The sequence below is a fragment of the Parabacteroides sp. AF48-14 genome, assembly GCF_003477465.1.
Lineage (GTDB): Bacteria > Bacteroidota > Bacteroidia > Bacteroidales > Tannerellaceae > Parabacteroides > Parabacteroides acidifaciens.
Genome location: NZ_QUDI01000018.1, coordinates 1 through 21,245 on the forward strand (window position 1 = coordinate 1; position 21,245 = coordinate 21,245).

Annotated in this window: 17 protein-coding genes; 3 read left to right on the plus strand and 14 right to left on the minus strand. The window is 43.5% G+C overall.

Translation table 11 applies throughout. The features are described from left to right. Positions 1-380: 380 nt before the first annotated feature. The 3 genes from cas2 to cas9 form a co-directional block, all read right to left on the minus strand. Positions 381-713 carry a CRISPR-associated endonuclease Cas2 gene (gene cas2 / locus DW083_RS09935; protein ID WP_122276196.1) on the minus strand — a complete coding sequence of 111 codons (333 nt, stop codon included), beginning with the start codon at positions 711-713 and terminating at the stop codon, positions 381-383. Position 714: 1 nt separating this feature from the next. After that, a complete protein-coding gene (gene cas1, locus DW083_RS09940) occupies positions 715-1,647 on the minus strand; it encodes a type II CRISPR-associated endonuclease Cas1 (protein WP_122332272.1) in 933 nt (310 codons plus the stop codon). Between the two features lie 177 nt (positions 1,648-1,824). Continuing rightward, positions 1,825-6,255 (minus strand): type II CRISPR RNA-guided endonuclease Cas9, encoded by a 4,431-nt coding sequence (cas9, locus tag DW083_RS09945; RefSeq protein WP_122332273.1) that lies wholly within the window; start codon positions 6,253-6,255, stop codon positions 1,825-1,827. A gap of 987 nt (positions 6,256-7,242) precedes the next feature. Between cas9 and DW083_RS09955 the strand changes: the two genes are divergently transcribed. The 3 genes from DW083_RS09955 to DW083_RS09965 are packed head-to-tail and all read left to right on the plus strand — an operon-like array spanning position 7,243 to position 9,632. Continuing rightward, entirely contained in the window at positions 7,243-8,016 is a 774-nt protein-coding gene (locus DW083_RS09955) for an EFR1 family ferrodoxin (protein ID WP_122332275.1), read from the plus strand. Positions 8,017-8,032: 16 nt separating this feature from the next. Then, positions 8,033-9,016 (plus strand): TlpA disulfide reductase family protein, encoded by a 984-nt coding sequence (locus DW083_RS09960; protein ID WP_122332276.1) that lies wholly within the window; start codon positions 8,033-8,035, stop codon positions 9,014-9,016. A 4-nt stretch (positions 9,017-9,020) separates the two neighbouring features. Continuing rightward, the gene (locus tag DW083_RS09965; protein WP_122332277.1) at positions 9,021-9,632 is read left to right on the plus strand and encodes a hypothetical protein; all 612 of its coding nucleotides are present in this window, start codon (positions 9,021-9,023) and stop codon (positions 9,630-9,632) included. Between the two features lies 1 nt (position 9,633). Here DW083_RS09965 and DW083_RS09970 read toward each other — a convergent pair whose 3' ends face one another. The 11 genes from DW083_RS09970 to DW083_RS10020 all read right to left on the minus strand — a co-directional run bounded on the left by DW083_RS09970 (position 9,634) and on the right by DW083_RS10020 (position 21,214). Then, the gene (locus DW083_RS09970; RefSeq protein WP_255419808.1) at positions 9,634-10,080 is read right to left on the minus strand and encodes an RNA-binding S4 domain-containing protein; all 447 of its coding nucleotides are present in this window, start codon (positions 10,078-10,080) and stop codon (positions 9,634-9,636) included. A gap of 78 nt (positions 10,081-10,158) precedes the next feature. Continuing rightward, positions 10,159-10,722: an aminoacyl-tRNA hydrolase gene (gene pth / locus DW083_RS09975; RefSeq protein WP_122332279.1), complete on the minus strand. Its 564-nt coding sequence runs from the start codon at positions 10,720-10,722 to the stop codon at positions 10,159-10,161. Between the two features lie 102 nt (positions 10,723-10,824). Further along, positions 10,825-11,412 carry a 50S ribosomal protein L25/general stress protein Ctc gene (locus DW083_RS09980; RefSeq protein ID WP_115498173.1) on the minus strand — a complete coding sequence of 196 codons (588 nt, stop codon included), beginning with the start codon at positions 11,410-11,412 and terminating at the stop codon, positions 10,825-10,827. Positions 11,413-11,626: 214 nt separating this feature from the next. Beyond that, positions 11,627-12,478, minus strand: a complete 852-nt coding sequence (locus DW083_RS09985) for an SDR family oxidoreductase (protein WP_122332280.1) — start codon at positions 12,476-12,478, stop codon at positions 11,627-11,629. After that, positions 12,478-13,704, minus strand: a complete 1,227-nt coding sequence (locus tag DW083_RS09990; protein ID WP_122332281.1) for an NADH:flavin oxidoreductase — start codon at positions 13,702-13,704, stop codon at positions 12,478-12,480. Before DW083_RS09990 ends, DW083_RS09985 begins: the two co-directional genes overlap by 1 nt. A 19-nt stretch (positions 13,705-13,723) precedes the next feature. Beyond that, the gene (locus tag DW083_RS09995; protein WP_199659166.1) at positions 13,724-14,485 is read right to left on the minus strand and encodes a DUF1295 domain-containing protein; all 762 of its coding nucleotides are present in this window, start codon (positions 14,483-14,485) and stop codon (positions 13,724-13,726) included. After that, positions 14,475-15,179: a response regulator transcription factor gene (locus DW083_RS10000; RefSeq protein WP_122332283.1), complete on the minus strand. Its 705-nt coding sequence runs from the start codon at positions 15,177-15,179 to the stop codon at positions 14,475-14,477. The genes DW083_RS09995 and DW083_RS10000 overlap by 11 nt, the downstream gene beginning before the upstream one ends. Before the next feature lie 9 nt (positions 15,180-15,188). Then, positions 15,189-15,482, minus strand: a complete 294-nt coding sequence (locus DW083_RS10005; RefSeq protein WP_122332284.1) for a PG0541 family transporter-associated protein — start codon at positions 15,480-15,482, stop codon at positions 15,189-15,191. Positions 15,483-15,647: 165 nt separating this feature from the next. Continuing rightward, the gene (locus DW083_RS10010) at positions 15,648-18,758 is read right to left on the minus strand and encodes an efflux RND transporter permease subunit (RefSeq protein WP_122332285.1); all 3,111 of its coding nucleotides are present in this window, start codon (positions 18,756-18,758) and stop codon (positions 15,648-15,650) included. Between the two features lie 12 nt (positions 18,759-18,770). Then, entirely contained in the window at positions 18,771-19,796 is a 1,026-nt protein-coding gene (locus DW083_RS10015) for an efflux RND transporter periplasmic adaptor subunit (RefSeq protein ID WP_122332286.1), read from the minus strand. Between the two features lie 35 nt (positions 19,797-19,831). Next, the gene (locus DW083_RS10020) at positions 19,832-21,214 is read right to left on the minus strand and encodes a TolC family protein (protein ID WP_122332287.1); all 1,383 of its coding nucleotides are present in this window, start codon (positions 21,212-21,214) and stop codon (positions 19,832-19,834) included. Between the last annotated feature and the right edge of the window lie 31 nt (positions 21,215-21,245).

Sequence of the window (21,245 nt, forward strand, 5' to 3'; positions counted from 1 at the left end):
GCTTTCAATCTATTATCTTTGAACATACTGAAAACAACTATTCAATCGAATGGGAATTCGAGTTTCTTCCGTTGTGATTTGCTTTCAATCTATTATCTTTGACATACTGAAAACAACATTTTCATGAGATTAACTTTCTTTATTGGCGTTGTGATTTGCTTTCAATCTATTATCTTTGACATACTGAAAACAACCATTTTCTGATGAAGCTATTCAATATTATAGTTGTGATTTGCTTTCAATCTATTATCTTTGACATACTGAAAACAACTGATTGTGTGCAATTAATTGTGGCTCAGTACTTAATGTTTGCAATTAGAAAATAAAAAAGTAGTTGTTGTTCAGTAAGAAATCCTGCTTGCAAGGCAGGATTTCTTATTTTAAAAAAGTTCAAGTTGCTGGCCTGGAGTGTTTATTGGTTGCTCTTTTTTACCGAAGAATAGTTCTATGTTGCCAAATTGCTTATCTGTTATGCATAGAATACCGACTTGACCATTGGGGGGAAGAAAGGATTTAACTCTTTTTATGTGTACATCTGCATTTTCTGCGCTTGCACAATGACGAACGTAGATGGAGAATTGGAACATAGTAAAACCGTCCTTCTGCAAATTCTTTCGGAAATCAGCATAGGCTTTCTTTTCTTTTTTTGTGTCTGTCGGAAGATCAAAAAATACAAGAACCCACATAATACGATATTCACTAAATCTATTCATATTACATTTCCGGATATGCTATGTGGCGAAGTTCACCACTAAAACATTTGTATAATGAAGCTGTCGTTTGACTTACAGCAACCATGAGAGGACTACGTTTCCCGTTCACAGAAACTTCCAAAGTCGGGATCGTTAATAACTTTGCTTTTATTTCTTTTGATAGATCTGCAATGTCACAATTACTGTTTATAATGCTGACTATTAATTCATCAACATACGGACGATAAGGCTCCATTATATCATCTGCCAGACAATAGGCATTGTAGCGATTATGATGATGGATGCCTAATGTTGGAAGTAAACCGCTTGATACAAGTCCTCTGGCAACCACTGCACGCAAAATGGCATATCCATAATTTAATAAATTATTGGGAGGAATACCTTCTCTATCTCTGGTAAAACCCTCAATCTCAGGAAAAAGATTTTTCCAGTAATAGGCTGCGGCACGTGCTTCTAAATTATCCGGGTCGCCACTTCGGACATCATTAGCCCATACACGCATGTTCTTAATTCCACAATTTCGACATTTAGATAAGACTGTTGCTTGATTCTCAATTTTCATCTTAATCGTTTGTTGCCAAAGTTGTTTTTTTAACGGTAAAGATGCATCCAATTGATCCCGGAAACGTTCATTTTGGGTCGTATTTCCACATAAAGGCAGCATAAGTCCAACAGGCATGCTTTTACAGTCGCATGTAATAACGGCACAGTTGTTTTCAAGAAGAGCCTCCAATACCCCGGAAGTTATTGTAATCTGCTTATGGTCTAAAACAACAATTCCAATATCTTCTATAGGTTTACTTCTAACCGTGTCTCTTTTGAAACTATCCGGTAAAGTATCATTTTTCTCTACTTCAGGAAGCTTGATTATCAATTGATTGTTTTTCAATGATAGATATGCTGGATTCCCGAAGTATAATGTGCTTTTTATCATGGTAATTTAGGTTGTATGAATTTTATTTATAGTATCTTTATAAAGTTGTTGAAACAAATTATTATATCTTATTAGGATGAGTAATATGACCTAATCTATTTACATTAATGAGTATGCAAATTTCTTTAATCATTTCATCACTCCAAGCTCTTTGTGCTTTGTTGTTACTTCCAAGTTCTATTGTTTGCATAATTGGATTGGCAATATGAGAAGGTATAAAGTGTCCTCATTTCCGGTACAACTTACCATTTTATATATTCTGCTATTATCCAATTCTTCATTAATATGTCCACTGTTAATTTCGTCTTCTGTTGGAATATACACTAAATCATTAGGAGAAAGCCAGAATAATAATTTATTCCCATTTTTGTCTTTATCAGGAACAGGTGGGCATCCTTGTTTTAGATTCTCTATGACAATATTTAAAGGAATAGTTTCGTAGGTTCGTTTTCTTTCATCTGTTTGATAAATTGCAAAAAACAAGTTTGTTCCTTTGGCTGCTTCAACATATTTATCTTTTTTATTACCTTTTGTGCCAACTGCAAATTTCTTGCCAATAGTTTCATAAACTCGTACTTTTATAATTGGTTGGTGAAACTTGCCATTATTGAATTGTATAATATTTTTATTCATTTCTTCAATTCCTTCAGGCGAAAAGGCTAAATCGGGATTATTTCCTTTTGTCGATAAGTAATTGAGTAAAATTTTCTGTATGGCTGTGTCTGTAACTGATTCTTTGATTTTCTTTTCATTGAAAGAAGTGTTAAGTGATTCCCTTACAGCGGAGTAGCCATTATCGAAGTAATAAACTTCAACTTTTGAGACATCAACATCTTGAAATTTATATTTTCTGTCTTTGAAGTATTTATTAATTATATCAGTATTATAATTGTCTTCATATAAACTGATTAGATGCTTTATCTCTTCTTTTAATCTTTTATCTACAATACTTTTCCAATTCTTAATTGCTTCGCTAAATCGTACTGTTTTGATTTTCCGTAAAGAAACTTGTGCATAAACTGTTTCTTTGTGCAGCGGTTTGCGAATGGCCCAATTAAAACCTTCTTGTTTGACCTTTATTTTTTTTCCGTCTTTGTATTTACTGTATTTATTTGTGGCTTTATTGATTATCCTTAAGTTCTGCTTGAAACTAACGATAATTTTAGACAATTCATTTTTGGCCTCAACAGTGAATTTATCCCAAGGCTTCTTGAATTCTGAGAATTTGTATCTTTCTTTGCCATCCTTGTCAATCCATTTTTCTGTGTAACGCAATTTGCGCTGTAAATCATGACGCGAATTCTCGGATTTTGCAGATTGATTATTCAGCAGATTTATATGGTCGCGTGTGACACAGGCAATTACTAAGGCATCCATTGCGTGATGACGATGGTCAATTCGCTTTTTTTGAAATCCTTTTGATAATTCTAATGGCACAGTTGGCAGAAATTTTTGGTATTGCTCATTCCAAGCGGTGAACTTACTTGTTTCAGTCAGTTGATTCATTCTCTCGAAGCGTGGTAAAATTAAGTCGTTCCAAATATCGTTCAATCCCCAATCCTGCTTTAAGATCGTTGTTATTTTCCCATTTACAGGCAGTACATTTTTGGAATTAATGCCGTCATCATTGCTGTCTGCACGAACGATGTTGGATAGAAGAGCTGAAATAAACTTGCTGATGTAACGGGTGTCATTCATTTGCCGTTCAATCATTTTATCTGGGATTTCTTCCAATAGTAGTTTCGTCTTTTTGGAACGGTTTTTAGAATAATGCCGGTTTACAAATTCCATATATTCTGCCTCTTCTAATATTTTCACAGATTGTCCAAGCCCTGTTTCAATAATTTCTCCGTGGTGATTTTTGATAAATTCTAAGCCAAGTTCTCTGTCTTTCTTTTTATTAACAGCTGCTTCGCAAATCACTTTATTACTAAGACTGTTATCAAAATAACGACTTTGTGGAATTATATGTTCAATCTCGTAGGCAGATGTAAATAGTTTTCCAAGCGGAATTATTTGTCCTGTGTAAGGCGAGCGATAACGCTGTTCGAGCCATAATTTATAACGTTGTAAATCTGCACTGGACGGTTGTGCAGTTTTGCTGATTTTGATAATAAAATCTTTATCGCTATCGCTGTCTGTAATATTTGAAATGGCATATTCTTCGTAAATTTTTAAGATTTCCTGTTGTATTGGTGAATATGGGCGAACATTCTCAACATTGCTGTCATTTTGTAATTCTGCGAGCAATGCCTTAATACGGAGATTGGTGTTTTCGTTTTCTATTACCGTATTAGCTATTTTCTTACGTTCTTCGGATGTGTTTTTCATTTCACGTCCAAGCTCAATATGAATTTCGTCGAAGAAATTTTCGTGACTGTGGCCATACTGTTTCCATATATCACGTACTACTCGCAAAGTCTCAGTAATAACCTGTTCCACAATAGGGTTACGTAATGAATGTTGCTTAAATTCATTCAGATATTCTTCCAAATCGGTAACATTTTTCCATTTTCCTGCAATTTCAGCTTCAGAATGTCTGTCATAAACAATGTATTGGGCGAGCCAAAGATGTAGGCCTTGAAAATGATACTCTTCTGTTAGTTTTATTGTTTTTTCTCGGACTCTTTCTTTTATTTTCTCATCATATTCACCTGTTATGATTTTGGAAATCCGAACTTTTGTGTTTTCATCTATGGCTGCATATTTCCAGTATTTTCCAATCCGCATCAATGGCAATAGTTTTTTGATTGCTTTTTCTGAGTATGAACCGTATTCGCTTTTGAATGGTGGAAACTTTTTAAAATTTTCTACGAAGGATTCAGTTTCTAAATTGTACTTTATCGCAAAATTTCTCAAAGCTTGTTCATATTCTTTTTTATCAGTGACAGAATAGATTATATGCCAAAGTTGATATTCGCGCGTTCCTAAATTTGCGCTTCCATGTTCTTCTGTCTTTCTGTCAATAAATTCTTTTGTGTCAATTATTTCCAAAAAATTATCAGGCACATTTTCTACTTTTGCCAAGCGTGTTGATAACATGGTATGGGTTTCGTTGCACGGATATTTCTTGTCTTCTACATAGTTCCAACGGTATTTATCTGTTTCGTTTTTCCCCTTTATATCTTTTTGTTTCAATAAATATTTAATAAGTATATTTTGTTCGATGTCTTTACGATTGTTCAAGAAGTCAAATAAATTTTCCAAATCTTCGATGTTGGTTATAAACGTTGTTGTAACCTCTGTTTCGTTATCTTTATTATAAATTTTCAAATTATACAACCATTGCCATAATCGAAATTCCTGATAATAAGGATTTGATTTGGGAATGCCTTTTAGATATTCCTTAATAGTATTGTTATTTTTGTCCTTATATATTCTGAATTCCAGTGAGCAGTTTCCTATTGACGACTTTTGACTTCGTAGCGGACGTTGATAGAAAATGATGTCATTCACAAACAGATGTATGAAATCCAGATTGCTTAAAAAGGACTGCTGTTCGGTGTTGTTTCGGTACAATTCCCTCACACAATCGTAATATTTTTCTTCGGTAAACAGTTCTGGCTGTAATTCAATTTGCTTTTTAAGAATAGCCAGAAGCTCCTCTTTATAAAACTTACGTTCGATAGTACGTACTAATTTACCACGAATTTTTTGTGTTGGATTTTGTAAAAGAGCCTCGTAAATGAATGCTCCGACTGTTTTTTGTGAATGCTCAATATCTGCTTCGGTTTTCTTTTTGAGCAATGTCCAATCATTCTCATTTGGTGCTCTAAATGAGCGTTTTTCATTACCGTCTTTATCGGTTTTTGTCGTACCGTCATCATTTAAATCGGTTGTAACAATAAAATCTCGTACTTTGTCTTTCCAATCGTATAAAGGGTTTTTGCTTGAACGACGATAAATCCAACCGTTTTCTAAATGTAGTGAATACCAAGTTTCGCCTTTGCTGTTTGGTTTTTCATCTGCAACAACATCAATAATTTTTAAAGAGTGAAATTCTACAGATTTGTTCGGCATTTCTTCTTCCTCTTCTCCACGCAACTGGTAATAGCCTCGTTTTGTATTGAAATTTAGAATGATCCATGCAAGTTCTTCTTTTAGAATTTTATGAGTTAAAGCTTTTTTGCGGAGATAGTAGATTGTCCAATCATAGGGAATTTTTATTTCTTGTCCGTTTGCTTTGAAATCATTAAGCATTTCATCGAAAGAACTTTGGAATAAAAATTTGAATTTTCCATCTTTGTTTCTAACCCAAGGTAGTTTTGTTTCTGTTTCAGGAATGAATTTACCAAGATTGTTGACAAAGTCAATGCTTTCTGCGTAATGCTTAGGTAGAAAGCCTAAAATATTAAGTACTCTATGTAGACGCTCGCGCCTTAAATTACAACGTTCATATAATCTTCTCGTTCCTCTGAAACTAGTACGTTCTGCTGTTTGAGAAATGGAATTTCCAGCATCAAAATTCCCTAATATATCTTGGCTCATAGGGATAATTCGACTCCCAATTCCCAATATCTTTCCTTGTTTACTGTTGAAATCTTGTTCTATCAATGACCAGCCGACACTATTTGTTCCTAAATCCAGTCCTAATATGATCTTTTCCATGGCTTTATTTGTATGTTTTTTCAAAAATAAACAATAAAAACAAATAAGCACTTGTTTTTGACGAAAATATGAATATCTTTGCCTCTACAAAGATAAATTGAAGCAAATCACAATAAGGATTATTCCGTTGTGAAAACATTTAGGGCGGGGCAACTCGCCCTCTTTGTTTTATGGGGAAATGGAGGTTCACCCGATATTATCCTCTCACCCGATAATCATTGGAGATAAACACAAGGATGAGGTAGGTGATACAGATCAGTTTAAACCTGGCAAGTTTCGAATCTTCCGCAAACCTGAAGATTACAATAACCCCCTTTTTAGCCGTTTTTCTATTTCATCCGAAATTCTGATCGATTTTGGATTGACTTTTTTCATGGTTTTAACCTGATCGGATGACAATAGATAAAATGAGGTGCCGAGCCCATTCCAAAAAATGTGCAATTTGATAGCCGAGAACTGGATACGGCAGCAAAGTGATAAAGTTTAACTCCCGGAGAATCGAATATTTGAAAATAAAACGGACGGCGTTCCAAATATACAAAGGAAATTCAGGGGGCTTTTTGCCCTGAAGACGGTCCTTTTTTCAATTACGACCGTCCTAATCGCCATTACGACCGTTCTAATCTTCGCGAGGTGCCGAGTGCACTACACATTAGCACGGTCGTAATGGCAAAGAGGACGGTCGTAATGGCGGAAAACGCTCAAAAAAGAGGAAAAAGTCCCTTTTTGAGGTTAAAAAAGTGGATTAACATTTGTTTTGTTTTGGATGTCTTTTAGACTTGAAAAATGCGTTTTATACAATAAGTCCCCCCTGCGGCAGGCTCTCTTTTGTCAAATAATGAATTTATTTATCCCCAATGATTAGCGGGTGAGCCTAAATTTAATTCCATTGTAGTCATAACACTGTTATTTAGGTTTCTTAATAAGGAAAGGGTAAGATATATTCTTCAATTATACCTACTTTTGCATTTGAAACAAAATAGGAATATGATATTTTACTTTACAGGAACAGGTAATTCGCTTTGGGTGGCAAAAGCCTTGGGAGAGGCATTAGGAGAACCGTTGGTTCCGATTGCAGATGAATTGCGTAAGGAGGACAAAGACTTGGTTTATCCGCTCCGCCAGGATGAAAAGATACTGTTTGTCTATCCAGTACATTCCTGGGGTCCGGCGGTGCCGGTGGCCCGTTTTATCTCCCGGTTGGTGTTGGATGGATATGCCGGACAGTCCGTATATTCCGTTTCTACTTGTGGAGATGAATGCGGATATGCAGATCAGCTTTTGGAAAAAGCCTTGCGCAAACGACGTTTACCGCTTACTGCCGCCTATTCCGTGATTATGCCGAACAACTATATCCTGCTGCCCGGTTTCGACGTGGACAGTAAAGAGGTGGAAGAACAGAAGTTGCAGGAAGCGCCTGCACGGGTCGGGGAAATCATTGAAGCGATCTGTAGTGGGCAAGATTCCAGTTTATATACGCAAGGAAGCATGCCTTTCCTGAAAAGCCGGCTTGTCTATCCTCTTTTTGCCCATTTGGCAATCGGGAGAAACTCATTCCGGGCGACAGATGCCTGTATTTCCTGCGGATTGTGCGAACGCATTTGTCCTACCGGAACGATTACCTTGCAGGAAGGGAAGCCGGTCTGGTCGAATACCTGTGTGCAGTGTGTCGCCTGCATCCACCGTTGTCCCGTCCGAGCAATCGAGTATGGCAAGGAGACGCTGAAAAAAGGAAGATATCATCATCCTCAAGTTAAATAATAAATAAACAGATAAAATGAAACGATTAGCAGTAACAGCCCTGGTGGCCCTGACGTTGGCAAGTTGCCAGGAAACGCCGAAAGGTTATGTGATAAACGGTGAGGTAGCCGGTATGCCGGAAGGTAAAATCTACCTCAAGTCATTCCGGAATAAAATGTTTTTTGATGTCGACACAGCTGAGGTGAAAGACGGGAAGTTCACGTTTAAAGGAGAAGTAGACCAGCCGTTATTGTTTGGTCTGGCAACCGAAAATATGGATTATCCGGTTCAGCTCTTTGTCGAGAATACGACTATGGATGTAAAGATCGGTGATGACGGAGAAACGATTACGGTACAGAACTCACCGGTAAACGCCGTCTTTCAGGAGAATGCCGACAAGGTTTTTGAGGACGGCTACGACATTGATAGCCTGATTGCCAAATATCCGGATTCGCCTGCTGCCGCCTTCTACCTCTATCGCTATTTTACCTATCAGTTGCCGCTGGACGACTTGAAGGCGACCCGCGCCCGGATTTCGCCGGCATTAGCCGATTGCCCGTATGTGAAAGATTTGGACGGCATCATCAAGCAGCTTGAAAATGTGCAGATTGGTAAGACTGCGCCGGAGTTTTCTTTACCTGATACGGCAGGCGTTTCGGTATCGCTTTCCGATTTCCGGGGCAAATATGTCTTGTTGGATTTCTGGGCATCCTGGTGTCCGCCCTGCCGTCGCGAGAATCCGAATGTCGTCAAGGCATTCAACGAATATAAGGATAAGAACTTCACCATCATTGGGATTTCCTTAGATAAGGATAAAAGCAAATGGCTGAAAGCGATTGCCGATGATAACCTGACCTGGACACATCTTTCCGACCTGAAATACTGGGATTCCGAAATACCGGCGCTCTACGGTGTGCGTGGCATTCCGGCCAATGTTTTGTTGGACCCGGACGGCGTGATTGTCGCCAAGAATATAACCGGTGAGGATTTGCATCAGAAACTGAAGGAAGTAATCAAGTAGAGCGATGCGTACGTATAGCGTTATGACTTTATTCCTGCTTCTCTGCCTCTCTCTTTCGGCGGCGGAGAAGCAGGATTTTGATACGGCAGTGCGTGCCGCCGTATCCCGTCAGATGCAGACTTATCCGAAATCGACATTGAAAGACCTGTATAAGAATTTCTTTCAGGATAAGTTCGGCCCCGGGCATATCATCGGCGATACGGCGGCGGCCGGTAATTATCTGCGCCGCGAACTTGCTTCCTACACGGAATGTTCCGGCGATATTGCCGAGCCGACCGGCTGGGAAGGTAATTTTCTTCGGGTGAACCTCTCGGTTATCAAAACCGGACAGATTCCCTATGCGACCTTTTTCGATGCCTTTGTCCGCAGTGTAAACGGGATTCAGCCAGTAACGGTTGCCGAATGGAAAAAGGAGTGGCTTCAGATCGAGGCGATTATCCGTTCCATGGAACTGGCTTTACCTGGTTACGAAGCCGACCGGAAAGAGATTGAAGAACGGTTGGACAGGGGAGAGTATGTCGGACATCACAGCAAAGTCTTTGAAGAAACCTACTCGCCTCATTACCGTATTGTCAGCAAGGATATATTTGAGAAGGAATTGAAACCGTTGCTGTAGTTTATTCATCCTCGTCCGGATCTCCGAAATCAAAGTCGAAGTCGAAACCGTCTCCGGCCATTCCCGGATCAGTGAACTGTTCCAGTTCGCGGCGGTCCTTTTTGGTCGGACGGCCTAAGCCGCGTGCGCGGTCGACAAAACCGGAGATGCGGTTCATTTCCAGGATTTCATACTGGTCGGGTGTCGTTACGTTTTCCAAAAAGCCCGGCACCAGTTTGGCTCCCATGCGGTGCTCCGTTAAGTCGAGCACTTTGAATGAGTAGGTGATAGGCGGTTTGCGCACCTGTATCACTTCGCCGACTTTGATCATGCGGGAAGGTTTTATTGTGACGCCGTTTATCATGATCCGGCCTTTCTTGCAGGCCTCGGCGGCTATCGTACGTGTTTTGAATATGCGGGTAGCCCACATCCATTTATCTATACGGACTCGTTCATAATAATTGACAATTGATAATTGACAATTGACAATTGGAAAACTGACAACTCTCTTTAATTGTCAATTGTCCATTGTTCATTGTCCATTTATTTATTTATTATTGTATAGGTTCATCGTATTCTGTACTCCGGCCAGGCAGAAACTTTTGACGATTTCCACGGCCCGTTTCATTTTCTCCGGCATAAGCTGGAGTTCTTCCGGCGGAAATTTGCCCAGCACATAGTTGATCTGTCCGCCACGCGGGAAGTCGCTGCCGATACCGAAGCGGAGGCGACTGTATTCTTGTGTGCCCAACAATTGCTGGATGTTCTTCAAGCCGTTATGCCCGGCATCACTGCCTTTGGGTTTGAGGCGGAGCGTCCCGAACGGAAGCGCGAGGTCGTCTACTACAACCAGCAGGTTTTCTACCGGGATATTTTCTTTCTGCAACCAGTAGCGGACGGCATTGCCGCTCAGGTTCATGAATGTGTTCGGTTTCAGTAGAATCAGCTCACAGTTCTTGACACGCATCCGGGCAATTGCGCCATAACGTTCTTCTGTAAAAGGAACGCCGGCATCTTCCGCCAGTGCGTTTACCACACGGAATCCGACATTGTGGCGGGTTCCTAAGTATTCGGAGCCGATATTACCAAGTCCTGTTATCAAATATTTCATTGTCTGTTTATTTTGGGATGTACATCAGGTATCTTATATATAGCAAAGGGAAGAATACTCCGTTAGAATATCCTCCCCTTCGATTATTTGATACAATACTGATTATTGTGCTTTTGCCTGAGCACCACGAGCGGCACGAGTCAACTGAACGGCGCAGACAACTGCGTTCTTAGCGTTTATCAGTTCAAGACCTTCGAAGTGCAATGAACCAACCTGCATAGTCTTTCCTAAGCCCAGGTGGTCAACATTGATAAATAATTTTTCGGGGATAGCAGTGTAGATCGCTTTTACTTTCAGCTTTCTCATCTGCAGGCTCAACTTACCACCGGCTTTAACACCTTCAGCGTGACCTTCCAGAACAACCGGAACTTCCATTACAACCGGTTTCTTATCAGATACTTCCATGAAGTCCATGTGCATGATAGCATCTGTTACAGGCTGGAACTGGATGTCTTTTACGATAGCCATCGTCTTTTTGCCGTCGATAGTCAATTCTACGACAAAGATTTCAGGAGTGTAAACCAGGTTACGAACGCTGTCTTTTGTGATGATGAAGTGAGTTACTTTTTCACCGCCGTACAGTACAGCAGGGATTTCGTTGTTCTTACGCATAGCTTTCAAAGCTCTCTTCTGGTCTGCAGAAGTAGCTGCTACTTCTCTTGACTTTCCTTCTAATTGAAATGTCTTCATTCTTTTTTAATTTTTGTGTTACTCAAAATTAGATGTTTATGCTTTCTAATTTCCCATCACACGTACGGGGGTTAAAAGCGGTGCAAAGGTACGATTTATATTTATATCTGCAAAATCTTGTCTGCATGAAATTTTAGTTCCATAGGCATGAAACTAAAATTCCATGGGCATGGAACGGAAGTTCATGCCTATGGAACTAAAAAGGCATGCCGGTTCAAAAATGGAATCCCTTTTGTCTGAGCAAAATTTCCGTGTCGTCCCAGAGCTGTTTTTGCTGAATATGATGCAGGATGCGTTCCGGAACTTTTGTCTCTTTGCAATTGGCATAACAACAACCGCTTTTCTCTTTCGGTTCATCCGATAGGGCGAGATGGATGGCTGTAGCGGCTCCTTGTGCCGGCGTTTTGATAAACGGGCGGAAGAAGATGTCGGTCAGCGGGTCGAACCAGGCTTTCATCGTGATCATATTGGTGCTGACAATTCCCGGATCCGAAGCGTTTACCGTAATTCCTTTTTCCCGGATACGTCCGGCAAGTTCCTGTGTGAACAGCAATAAAGCCAACTTGGTATTTCCGTAGACCGGGATGCGGGAGAAACGTCCGCTCTTTCCTTTTTCAAAGAAGTCGGGACCGATCTTGCCGATGGCATACGTGCAAGATACCGTGTTCACGATACGGCAACCGGGTTGTATCAGCGGTAATATTTGCCGGGTGAGCATGTAAGGCGCCACGTAGTTGACGCTTACGATTGTTTCCAGCCCATCCTCGGTTCTGCGTACCGGAGTGGTCAGGATTCCGGCATTGTTTATCAAACGGCTGACGGGACGGCCTTCTTTCAACAATTGGGCGGTGAAGGTGTTAACGGCCGACAGGGATGCGAGGTTGACAGGGCGTACTTCTATCTGCGTGTTTCCGGTTTCGTTTTTGATCCGTTCGCAAACAAGGGCCGCTTTCTGCGGGTTGAGGCAAGCCATGATCACCGGATAGCCCTCTTTTGCGAGCGCTGTCGTGATGACTTGTCCCATGCCTCCGTCGGCACCGGTTATGATGGCTAATCCTTTTTCCATTACTTATATTCCAGTTTTTCTATTTCTTTGATGATACTTTTGGGTAAGTTCTGAATATGTTTGTGGCAAGCCATTTCGATGGAATACATGCGGGCGATGCAATAGTTGCTGTGTCCGCAGTCGCAACGGGCATGCTCGTCTTCCTTCATCTTATTGACGAATGAAGGATCGTTCAGCAAGGCGCGTGCCATGCTGACAAACTCGAAACCGTCGCCCAGTACTTCGTCTATCTTCTCGCGTGAGATCAGTCCGCCTACATACACAAGCGGCATTTTCAATGCAGCCCTGAACTTCAGCGCGTCTTCGAGGAAGTAAGCCTCTTTGAACGGCTCGGACGGGATCATGAGGTGTCCGGCCATTTTAACGCCGATCGGCAGCCAACCGAAAGGCATATAATGCGTCATCGTATGGATCGGCATCGTACCGCGCATCACATACATCGGGGCACGGCTGACGAAACCGCCGCTCAGCACCAACGCCTGCGCTCCGCATTCGTCCTGCAGGGTGCGGGCTACTTCGATCGTTTCGTCGAGTTCCATTCCGCCTTTGAATCCGTCGCGCATATTCACCTTGACCAGCACGGCCATATCCGAACCGGCTGCTTTCATCACCTCGTCCATGCACATTTTCATGAAACGCATCCGGTTTTGCAGGCTGCCGCCATATTCGTCTTTCCGGTGGTTGGTGTAAGGAGAGAGGAACTGGCTGATCAGGTAGCCGTGTCCGGCATGTATCTCGACTGCATCCATGCCGGCTTCGCGTGCCAGATGCACGGCCTGCCCGAATGCTTTGGAGATTGCTACGATCTCGGAGGGTTTCATGCCCCGGACAAGCGTAGGGGAGTAGATATTGAAACCGCTGGATGCCGATATAGGCGTACATCCGCAGATATTTTTATGAGACATGTTCCCGCAATGTCCGAGTTGTACGGAAGCGGCTGCACCTTCTTTATGGATCGCATCGGTGATACGTCTTAATCCCGGAATGATCTCCGGCTGCATCCACAATTGCCTTTCAAAGGAAAGTCCGCTCTGGGTGACGGCCGCATAAGCTAATGTCGTCATCCCGATTCCGCCGGCTGCCACTGATGTGTGGTAGTCGTACAACATATCGGAAGGCGCGTTTCCCGGACACATGCTTTCGAATGCTGCCGCCCGTATTGTCCGGTTCCGCAAGGTCAACGGCCCGATCTTCGCAGGTGTGAATAGAACAGATTCTTTTTCCATAACTGTATGTGTTTATCTTTCAATATATAAAAGGGATCACCTGTTTCCGGTTTCCCAGTTCGTTTCCAAACATAGCTTTATATTTATGATAGATGGTGTTGGCGCGAGGCACCAGATTGGCAAAGGTCCACCAGGCGAATACGGCTCCGCTTGCGCTCCAGGTCAGGATGGCAAAACCGCACCATTCCACTATTTCGCCGAAATAATTAGCCGAAGTTACATAGTTGAACATTCCTCCTTTGGGCAGGTAATGCTTTGTGTCGCCCGGTTTGCGCAGATGGCGGACGATATGGTCCGAATGAATATTGATCCCCATGCCGGTGAAGAAAAGGATTGTCCCGATGATGAATTGCGGACTGTACAGCCAGCTTTCGGTGTACATATCTTGCGGGGCCAGGTGGAAAATCCATTCTCCTTGCATATATCCGTTCAATATGTTGAAAGTAATCCCCATCAGCATAATTCCCGCCGGCATCTTGCTATTGCCTTTTATCAGCAGAGGGAAGATAAAAGCTCGCTGGAAATAATGCAGTTCGAAGAACAGGAATATCAGCAACGGCACCGTTTCAAACTGCCTTTCCGAGCCGTTCCATAATAGGAACATCACAATGAAAACAGGTGCTTCCATACAAATCCAGGCAATCCGGTTCGGTATCGGAAAGCCCCATTTCTTGTCGAACAGCATTCCGTAGCCGGCTTCCACAAAGTAAAGCGTGATGAAAACAATGGCGGCAATGGCTGCCATTACAATTAGAAATAAGGTGAAATGTTCAGTCGTCATCATCATCGTATGTTGATAATTTGTATCCTTTCCCGTGAATGTTCACGATCCGGATTGTCGGATCGTCTTGTAACAGTTTGCGCAACTTGGTGATATAGACATCCATACTGCGGGCATTGAAATAGTTGTCGCTTTTCCAAATGACTTGTAGGGCCTGCATCCTGTCTATCGTCTGGTTGGCATGCTGGCACAAAAATGTGAGCAAGTCCGCTTCTTTGGTTGTCAGCTTGGTCGTTTTGTCTTCGATAGACAAGAGTTGCTTTTGTATGTTGAATTTGAACTTGCCGAAGATGTAGATTTTTGTCTCTTTCCTCTCTTCCGGATGATAGCGCTTTTGTATCGCTTTCATACGTGCCAGCAGGATTTCAAAGTCCAGCGGCTTACGTATCACGTCATCGGCATGGAAAGAAAATAATAAACTGATATCTTCTCTGGTTGGGTGATCACATAAGAAAATAACAGGGATTATTTTCTCCGAACTCTTCATCATAGCGACAAATGTTCGCGTCTCTTTTACGGCCAGATTATTATCTATAATACAAAAATTGAAATGACCGGAGAGGAAACTCTCGTACGCGGTTGTTTCCTGGTCAAATACCTGTGAGTCGTATCCGGCGGCTTTCAAATTGTCTTGAATAATAGCTCCCTGGTCATTGTCTTTACTAAAAATAAGAATGTTTGAGTGATCGTCCATTATCTCCTTTTATATTGTTTTTTCGATGTTCCAGACGAAAGCCCGTAACCCTTGGGCTTCTGTCTTTTGATCCATCTGGCGAAGTATTTCCAGGAAATTGTCGACCTTTTCATCGTCCACCATTGCCAGGATTGCCGAGTTTGATGTCGGCCAGGCATGGCTTCCGTAATGAGGTTCACCTGTCTTACTGCCACGTCCCTGCACTTCGTCCCAGTATGTGAAGCCCCGGATATTATTTCGGTCCATCACACTAAGGATCATTTCGTAATATGCTTGATTAAATGATACAAATATAGCTTTCATATATGTTATTTCTATTATAATTTACTCTTTTTTTTAAATGTATATTCATCTATATGCTTAGATAGCATACTGCTTATATCTGTAGATGACATATTATTCATCCTCTTAGATAGGGTATTATCTTTGTTGTAGGATAATACCTTATCCAAAAGAATAGAGCTTTATTTATCTGCTTTTTGCCAGCTTCCGCCGTCTGCGGCGAACTCCGTTTCCGGCAAATACACTGTACACGACCGGTACGATCACCAACGTAATCAATGTGGATACCGAAAGTCCCCATGCCACCGTCATACCCATCGAGCGCCACATTTCCGAACCTTCGCCTGTCCCGATCGCCATCGGAATCATACCTAATACGGTTGTCAGCGTTGTCATCAATACCGGGCGGAGACGGGATTTACCGGCTGCCACGACTGCCGTCAGGATTCCCATGCCGCGTTCACGGCAAAGGATAGTGTAGTCGATCAACACAATACCGTTCTTTACTACGATACCCATCAACATAATCAGACCGATCAGTGCCATAACACCCAATGGAGTCTGTGTTATTGACAGTCCCAGTATGATACCCGTAAAGGCAAACGGTATGGAGAACATGATCACAAACGGGTCTGTCAACGATTCGAACTGGGCGGCCATTACGATAAATACCAGGATAATGATCAGAATCATCAGGATGGTCAGGTCGAAGAACGTATCCATCTGGTCTTCATACGTACCGCCTAACTGCCAGCTTACATCCGAAGGAATATCCATTTGCTTCAGCTGGGCGCGGGCGGCAGTTACGATATCACTCATCGCCGCACCTTTTCCGACTACGGCCGAAACGGTGATGATACGCTCGCGGTCTTTACGTTCGATAGTCGGCGGAGTCATGCGTTCGACGACTTTTCCCAAGTCGCGGATGCGGATTCCCTGGCCGGAAGCATTGTAGACCATGATGTTCTCGATGTCTTCGACCGACTGGCGGAATTCGGGCGCATAGCGGACTTTGATGTCATACTCGTCGCCGTCTTCACGATATTTAGATGCGGTAGAACCGTTGATGCGGTTACGAAGCGCCAGCGCGGCTGTCGTAATGTTCAGGCCGTTTATCGCCAACTTCTCACGATCGAAGTCTACCTGATATTCGGGAATATAGTCCTCACGGCTGATATTGACCTGCGAGCAGCCTTTTACTTTACGCATCCGTTCGGCCAGTTCAGCTGCCACTGCATCGGTACGGCCGAAGTCGAAACCGTAGATCTCGATACTGACGGCATTCTGTCCGCCCATACCTTCTTCCTGTCCGCCTTCGATCACTTTGAATGTCTTGATCTCCGGATATTTGGCCAGATCTTTACGCATCTCCTCGCATATCTCGACCATACCGCGTTCACGATCGCCGACGCTCAACATATTGATATAGAAGTCGACGATATGTGTTCCGTTATTGCTTAACTGCGCCCAGGTGTTGTCGGAATCGGCCTGTCCTTCGGTGAAGTTACTGGTCTTTATTTCCGGATATTTCTGGCGGAACAGTTCGTCTATCTCCAAAGCTAACTTACGGGTGATATCTTGCCGCGTGCCGACAGGCAGTTCGATATGGACGCTGATCTGTGCATTATCCTGAGTCGGGAAGAACTCTGTCTTAATCGTCGGAACCAACATCATACTGCCGGCAAAGATCAAAGTTGCCCCTGCTATCACGGTTTTTCTGTGACGTACCGCCCAATAAAGGAAGCGGGAATAACCATGATCGAGTGCATCCAGCGCCTTTTCGATCGGAGTGAAGAACAGGACATACAGACGCCCTTTGTTCGGATTCAGCCTGAGCAGTTGCGAACTCAACATCGGTGTCAGCGTCAAGGCTCCGACCGTAGATACAATCATGATGATACTGACGATCCAACCCAATTGCTTGAACAAGATACCCGCCATACCCGTCACCATTGTCAACGGTAGGAACACCGCCAACATCGTCAGGGTGGAAGCGACAACAGAGATTGCCACCTCATTGGTCGCATGGACGGCCGCCTGTTTCGGTGCGCTACCCCTCTCGATATGGGTCGTAATGTTTTCCAATACCACGATCGCATCGTCCACAACCATACCGATCGCAATGGAAAGGGAGCTCAGCGAGATAATATTCAGTGTGTTGCCCGATGCCAGCAAATAGGCGAACGAGGCAATCAACGAGATCGGAATGGTCAGGATGATGATAAACGTCGCCCTCCAACGTCCGAGGAAGATGAATACCACTAACATAACGATGATGAAGGTGATGAAGATCGTCTCTTTCAAACTGTCGATTGTATTCAGAATGTTAGTCGAAGTATCCATGATAACTCCTAACTTAACATCCGACGGAAGGCTTTCCTGGATTTCCGGTAACCGCTGGTGTACCTTTTTGGCAATGTTCACCGAGTTGGCTCCCGATTGCTTCTGGATCACGATCATACCGCCCTTCTTTCCGTTGTTGAAAGTTTCCTGTGCACGTTCTTCGATGCTGTCCTCGATACGCGCAACGTCGCGGAGGTAAATCGTTTTATTGTCCTTGTGCCCGATGACCAGGTTGTCCATCTGGTGGGCGTCCGTAAACTCACCTTGCACGCGGAGTGCATAAGCATTGGAACCTATATCCACGCTTCCGCCCGGCGTATTCCGGTTTTCCTGTGCGATGATGGAGGAGATGCCTTCGATCGAAATGCCGTAGGCTTCCAGCTTGTAAGGATCGCAATAGACTTGTATCTCGCGTGTCGGCGTACCGGAAATAGACACGGCGCCTACGCCGCTGATACGGGCCAACGGGTTTGAAACCTTATCATCCAGTATCTTGTACAGGGCATTCGTGCTTTCTTCCGCCGTAACCGACAGGATAATAATGGGAATGTCGTTCGTACCGAATTTGAAGATAATGGGATTGTCCACATCATCCGGCAGCATCGGTTCGGCCACGTCCAGTTTATCGCGCACATCATTTGTCGCCACGTCGATATCCGTACCGTAGTCGAATTCGAGTGTGATGATCGATATGTTTTCACGTGACTGTGACGTGATGTGTTTCAGGTCGCTGACACTGTTCAGCACATTCTCCAACGGTTTGGAGACGTTCATCTCGATATCCGCAGCACTGGCACCGGCGTATGAGGTCATGACCATGATGGTGTTTGTCTCGATCTCCGGCAGCAAGTCCACAGATAATCGGGTTAATGAAAAAAGACCGAAGATAACGATTGCCACAAAGACAAGGGCGGTCGTAACCGGCTTTTTTACCGCTGTTGCATATAAGCTCATAGTATTTGTCTCTTACTTTTCGATTTCTACTTCCATTCCGTTGTTCAAGCGGCTCTGACCGGATACGACTACCTGGTCGCCGCTGTTGACACCTGAAATGACTTCATATTTGTTACCCATACGACGTCCGAGTTGTACCTTTTCATAGGAAACTTTGCCGTCTTTATATACATATATATAACGGTCGCCTGCACCTGACTGTTTTACGATAGACAAATCCGGAGCGACTACATGGTTTTGTGTACCGAAGCCCATTGTGACACGGGCGAACATACCCGGACGGACACGTTCGTCGCTGTTGTCTATCTTGATTTCGACCGGGAACGTACGCGTGTTCGAGTCGATAGTCGGGTAGACCAGGCTGACTTTCCCTTTGAAGACCTCGTCGCCGTACACATCCAGCCGGATATCGACCTCTTTTCCCTTCTTGACTTTTGTGAAGAGGCTCTCGGATACGTTGACCATCAGTTTGACCGGACGGATTTGTTCTACAGTGAAAATAGGCGAACCTCCGTTGTACATGTCGCCGCTGTCATAATTGCGGGCGGTCACGATACCTGTCACCGGGCTTAGCAACTGCGTGTTCTCCTCCAGGTTCTTGTAGGCTGCACGGCTAACATCCAACTGCGTCTTCTGGGCATCCCAGGCCGATTTGGAGGCGCCGCCCACTTTGTACAGTTCGTCGATACGCTTAAATTCCAGCTCCTGGTTGTCCAACTGTATTTTAGTCTGTTTGAGGTTCGTCTCATCCATTTTGACCAGCAACTGGCCTGCTTTTACATGGTCGCCCACTTCGGCAAACAGTTTCGCGATGCGCACCGGTGTCTGCGGGGCGATATTGTTAGAGATGTTGGCTTCGACAGTTGCCGTAAACTCACTGATCTGCTCCACGTCTTGTGCCGAAACGGTTTCCACTCTTACGAGAACCTTGTCATTGGTTGTCTCTGCCTGCGCCGCCTCTTTCTTTTCTCCTGAGCAAGACAGCAGTAAAGGCAAAATGAGAAGGGATATGAAGTGTTGTTTTCTATTTGTTTTCATATTGTGATGTATTATTCTGTATGTATTTCTGTTTCTTAAAACTCTTGTTGGCCCAATACTTTTTCCAGGTCTGCTTTTGCGACCATATAATCGTAAATAGCTTGATTGAAATTTAGTTTGGCCTGCGTCAGCGCCAGCTCCGAATCATTCATTTCAAGCAGCGTCCCGGCTCCCGTATCATAGCGCTTTTGTGAAATCATGTAACCCCGTTCGGCCTGTTCCACTCCCTTTTGCGAAGCGTCGAACCGTTTGACACAAGTGTTCATGTTGTCCACATATTGCTTGATGGCAAGTTGCAGGTTCCGCTGCGTATCTTCCCGCTGGAGGTTGAGCTGTTCGATAGAGTTTCTCGTCTGTTTGATTTTGTAGAACTTGCTCCCGCCGGAAAAGATCGGAATCGAAAGGGAAACGCCGATCATCGAATAAGGATTCCACAGATAGTTCTTAAACTTGAAATCATTGTTCATCGCTGTCCACTGGTACATCCCCGTGAGTGAAAGCGTAGGCAGATAATCGAATTTTTGCATCGTCAACGTCTTATCCAACTGTTTGGCCTGCAAGTCCATTTGCCTTAAATCCGTGTTGTCGGCCAATGTCGTGTCTGTCGACAGGAAATCGCCGAACAGGTCCGATTTGAAATCGGTCAGTTGTCCTTCGCACTCGATGTTTATGTCCAGGTCCATGCCCAGCAATGCTTTCAGTTGCCATTTGGCAAGCACCAATGCATTTTCAGCCTGCAGCATATTCGGTTCGCTGTTCTTCACAGTAACGTTTGCACGTATCAGGTCGTATTCGGCAACTGTTCCCTGGTCGAATTTCTGTTTGATGTCCAGGTAGTTCTCCATTGCATTGTCGTAACTTTCTTTGAATACGCGGTATGAGTCATTAGCAAGAAGTACGCCGTAATAGCTTTTCTTTACCTGGTTGACCATCGCTATCTTGGAAGAACGTGCCTGCTCGATGGCCATTTCCACGTCGACAGCCGAAATACTCAAGCTTTTCCACAGGGCTGCGTTTACAAGCGGTACAGAAGCGTTGAAGCCGAGACTCCAGTTGTTGTCACGCCCCACTTCGATCCCTTCGTCCATGCTCGGCATGTCTTCCATCCCCGGTATTTCCGTGCTTCCCATATCGAAACCGTCCATATACATCACCTGCTTTTTCAGGGTGCGGTTGTAGTCGGCTGCGAAACTGATTTGGGGAAATAAAGAGGCATAAGAACCTTTTTGCGCATATTTTTTCTTTTGGATTTCCTTATCTGCCACTTTTACGGTGGGATTCTCGCTCAGCGCAATCTCCAAGGCTTTCCCTATGTCAAGGACAAGCGTGTCCTGGGCTTTGACAGGGATGAAGACCAGTGCGGACAGTGATACCAGTACGATCCGCATCATCTTTTTAGTAATTAAGATTTGTTCCATTTAAAGTAAATTTGATTTTAAATAAAATCAC

Bases quoted from the DNA above. Each gene is read 5' to 3' on its own strand.
- cas2 (WP_122276196.1), bottom strand. From the start codon at position 713: ATGAATAGATTTAGTGAATATCGTATTATGTGGGTTCTTGTATTTTTT.
- cas1 (WP_122332272.1), bottom strand. From the start codon at position 1,647: ATGATAAAAAGCACATTATACTTCGGGAATCCAGCATATCTATCATTG.
- cas9 (WP_122332273.1), bottom strand. From the start codon at position 6,255: ATGGAAAAGATCATATTAGGACTGGATTTAGGAACAAATAGTGTCGGC.
- DW083_RS09955 (WP_122332275.1), top strand. From the start codon at position 7,243: ATGATATTTTACTTTACAGGAACAGGTAATTCGCTTTGGGTGGCAAAA.
- DW083_RS09960 (WP_122332276.1), top strand. From the start codon at position 8,033: ATGAAACGATTAGCAGTAACAGCCCTGGTGGCCCTGACGTTGGCAAGT.
- DW083_RS09965 (WP_122332277.1), top strand. From the start codon at position 9,021: ATGCGTACGTATAGCGTTATGACTTTATTCCTGCTTCTCTGCCTCTCT.
- pth (WP_122332279.1), bottom strand. From the start codon at position 10,722: ATGAAATATTTGATAACAGGACTTGGTAATATCGGCTCCGAATACTTA.
- DW083_RS09980 (WP_115498173.1), bottom strand. From the start codon at position 11,412: ATGAAGACATTTCAATTAGAAGGAAAGTCAAGAGAAGTAGCAGCTACT.
- DW083_RS09985 (WP_122332280.1), bottom strand. From the start codon at position 12,478: ATGGAAAAAGGATTAGCCATCATAACCGGTGCCGACGGAGGCATGGGA.
- DW083_RS09990 (WP_122332281.1), bottom strand. From the start codon at position 13,704: ATGGAAAAAGAATCTGTTCTATTCACACCTGCGAAGATCGGGCCGTTG.
- DW083_RS09995 (WP_199659166.1), bottom strand. From the start codon at position 14,485: ATGACGACTGAACATTTCACCTTATTTCTAATTGTAATGGCAGCCATT.
- DW083_RS10000 (WP_122332283.1), bottom strand. From the start codon at position 15,179: ATGGACGATCACTCAAACATTCTTATTTTTAGTAAAGACAATGACCAG.
- DW083_RS10005 (WP_122332284.1), bottom strand. From the start codon at position 15,482: ATGAAAGCTATATTTGTATCATTTAATCAAGCATATTACGAAATGATC.
- DW083_RS10010 (WP_122332285.1), bottom strand. From the start codon at position 18,758: ATGAGCTTATATGCAACAGCGGTAAAAAAGCCGGTTACGACCGCCCTT.
- DW083_RS10015 (WP_122332286.1), bottom strand. From the start codon at position 19,796: ATGAAAACAAATAGAAAACAACACTTCATATCCCTTCTCATTTTGCCT.
- DW083_RS10020 (WP_122332287.1), bottom strand. From the start codon at position 21,214: ATGGAACAAATCTTAATTACTAAAAAGATGATGCGGATCGTACTGGTA.